The following is a 2,545-nucleotide window of genomic DNA, read 5'->3' on the forward strand; positions in this document are numbered from 1 at the left end:
GGTCCGGCCGCGGCCCAGAGCCTCACCGTCGACCTCGGGACGGGCGGCGCGAGCGAGCGCGCGCTGCAGCTCGTCGCGCTCATCACCGTGCTGGCGCTGGCGCCTTCGGTGCTGATCATGGCGACCTCGTTCACGCGGATCGTGGTGGTCCTGTCGATCCTGCGCTCGGCGCTCGGCACCCAGACCGCGCCGCCGACGACGGTGATCGTCAGCCTCGCCCTGTTCCTCACCGCCTTCGTGATGGCGCCGACCGGCCGCGAGGCCTACCGCGCCGGCATCGAGCCGCTGCTCGCCAACCAGATCACGCAGGTGCAGGCCTTCGAGCGGGCCTCGGCGCCGTTCAAGACCTTCATGCTGAAGAACGTCCGCGAGAAGGACCTGAAGCTCTTCCTCGACATGGCCAAGGTGCCGGTGCCGTCGGGCCCCGAGGCGGTGGGCCTCGAGATCGTCACCCCCGCGTTCTTGATCTCGGAGCTGCGCCGCGCCTTCGAGATCGGCTTCCTGCTGTTCATCCCCTTCCTGATCATCGACCTCGTGGTCGCCTCGGTGCTGATGGCGGTGGGCATGATGATGGTGCCGCCGGCGACCGTCGCCCTCCCCTTCAAGCTGATCTTCTTCGTGCTCGTCGACGGCTGGACCCTGGTCGCCGGGTCGCTGGTGCAGAGCTACGGCGGGAGCTGACGCGCGTCGCCCCTGCGTTTCCCGCCCGACGCGATTTGACGACCCGGCCGGCCCGGCCCATCCTCGCCATGTCGGTCGACACCATCCATCTCATGCGGCGGACCGATCCTAGCGCTCCGCTGCGGGATCTCGACGACGTGCGCGTGCTGGCCAGCGTCGTGACCCTGGACGGCGACACGATCCCGGCGGGCACCGAGGGAACCGTGGTCGCGGTCTGGGGAGCGGGCGAAGCCTACGAGGTCGAGTTCTCCGAACCGCTCGGCCCACTCGCCACCGTCGGCGCTGCTCAGCTCGCTCGCACGGGGCGCGCGATTCCGTGATCGACGAGGGCTGGTGGCCGGTCCTGGAAATCCCGGACCGCAAGCTGGTCGATTATCTTCTGAACCTCGCTCATCCGATCGGCGGACCCAAAGCGCGCTTCTTCCTGTCCTTCGGGTTCGATCGGGCCAAGCCTGACGAGATTGGCCGTGCCTCGCTGGCACAGGCCGACGCGCTGTTCGGCACGGATGCGCTCCGTTTCGTTGAAATCGACGGACGGATGCGCCTCGTCGTCGAGGGGCCGGTCGTTGCCCCGGACGGGCGGCGGCCGCACGTCCGCGTCGTCTGGCAGCGACAGGCGACGATCGCTTGGCGCCTCATCACCGCGGTGCCGCTGACGCGCTGAGATCGCCGGCCATGCAACGGGGCGACCGATCAGCGGGGAACGCTCGCGGCAACCGCATTCATCCCGACACGGATCAGAGTTCGATCGGTCGCGTGATGCTCAGCCCGGCGGAGTCCCCTGCCCGTCGGCGCGCTTCTCGGCTTCGCCGCGGGGGGGAAGCGCGGTGTCCGGGTAGCGCTTGCGGTATTCGGCCAGGAAGGCCGCCAGCGTCTCGGCGTTCGTCGCCTTCTGCGCGATCTCGCGAAAGCCGGGCTTCCTGGTCGCGTCGGCGCTCGTCAGCAGCGCGAAGGTGCGGGCGTCCGCGCTCTCGGCCATGGCGCCGGCGAACTTGGCCTTCAGCCGCTCCAGCCCGATCGGCTCGCCCGCGAGGTCGTAGGCGATGCCGGCGCGGATCACGTCGGAGCGGGTGGCGTCGTCGAGCGCCTTGCCGGTCCGCCACGCGTCGCCGAGCAGGGCCTCGTGCGCCTCCCCGGCCTCGCGCCAGCGCCGGGCCGACCACAGGATGTCGGCCCGCAGCCGCACCGCATCGGGGCCGGCCTCCCCCTCGATCGTCTCCAGTGCCAGATCGGTCCGCGACAGGTCGGAGAGCGCGCGCGCGCGCAGCAGCGCCCGGGCGCGCCGCAGGTCGCGCGGGAGCTCGGGCAGGTAGGTCCCCTCGATCGCCTCCAGCGCCTTCAGCGGCTTCCCGTCCATCAGGCGGATCGTTGCGAGCTGGGTCGCGACGCTCGACCGGGCCGGGCCGGTGAGGCGGTAGTCGAGCTGGTATTGCAGCAGCTCAGCCGCCGGATCGAGTAGGTCGAGGCCGACGAGCCGTTCGGAGAGGCGCCGCACGATCGCGTCGCCGCGCCGCCCGATCGGGGAGAACTCCTTGAAGTCGAAGTACAAAGCCACCGCTTCCACGCCGCCCAGGGCATCGCCGCGCGGCGAGAGGTACAGGTCGTCGAACAGGGACGCCGCCTCGTCGTGCAGGGCCCGGTTCGACGCGGCGTCCGGCGCGATGGCGTCGATCGCGCGGACGGCGGTGAAGGCCTCGCGATAGCGCCCGGCCGCCATGTAGAGGCGGGCCAGGCCCGCGGTGATCGCGTCCTCGATCTCCCCGCCGTGCCAGGTGATCGCTTGGCGTTCGAGGCGATCGATCGCCTCCGCGGATGTGAGGTTGCCCGCGTCGCGGCCGAGCAGCGTGCCGCGCAGGGCCGCCGC

Annotated in this window: 3 protein-coding genes and 1 pseudogene; 3 read left to right on the forward strand and 1 reads right to left on the reverse strand. The window is 71.2% G+C overall.

The features are described 5' to 3' along the window. The 3 genes from fliP to FV222_RS22855 form a co-directional block, all read left to right on the forward strand. The coding region (gene fliP / locus FV222_RS22845) for a flagellar type III secretion system pore protein FliP (protein ID WP_147815714.1) at positions 1-681 on the forward strand (681 nt) is incomplete at its 5' end. A 68-nt stretch (positions 682-749) separates the two neighbouring features. Then, entirely contained in the window at positions 750-1,001 is a 252-nt protein-coding gene (locus tag FV222_RS22850) for a DUF4926 domain-containing protein (RefSeq protein WP_147815715.1), read from the forward strand. Beyond that, positions 998-1,345, forward strand: a complete 348-nt coding sequence (locus FV222_RS22855; RefSeq protein ID WP_147815716.1) for a DUF6883 domain-containing protein — start codon at positions 998-1,000, stop codon at positions 1,343-1,345. Before FV222_RS22850 ends, FV222_RS22855 begins: the two co-directional genes overlap by 4 nt. 99 nt (positions 1,346-1,444) lie before the next feature. Here the strand turns inward: FV222_RS22855 and FV222_RS30000 are convergent. Continuing rightward, positions 1,445-2,545: pseudogene (locus tag FV222_RS30000) on the reverse strand (hypothetical protein); the annotation flags it as partial.

This window comes from Methylobacterium sp. WL103 (genome assembly GCF_008039885.1).
Taxonomy (GTDB): Bacteria; Pseudomonadota; Alphaproteobacteria; order Rhizobiales; family Beijerinckiaceae; genus Methylobacterium; species Methylobacterium cerastii.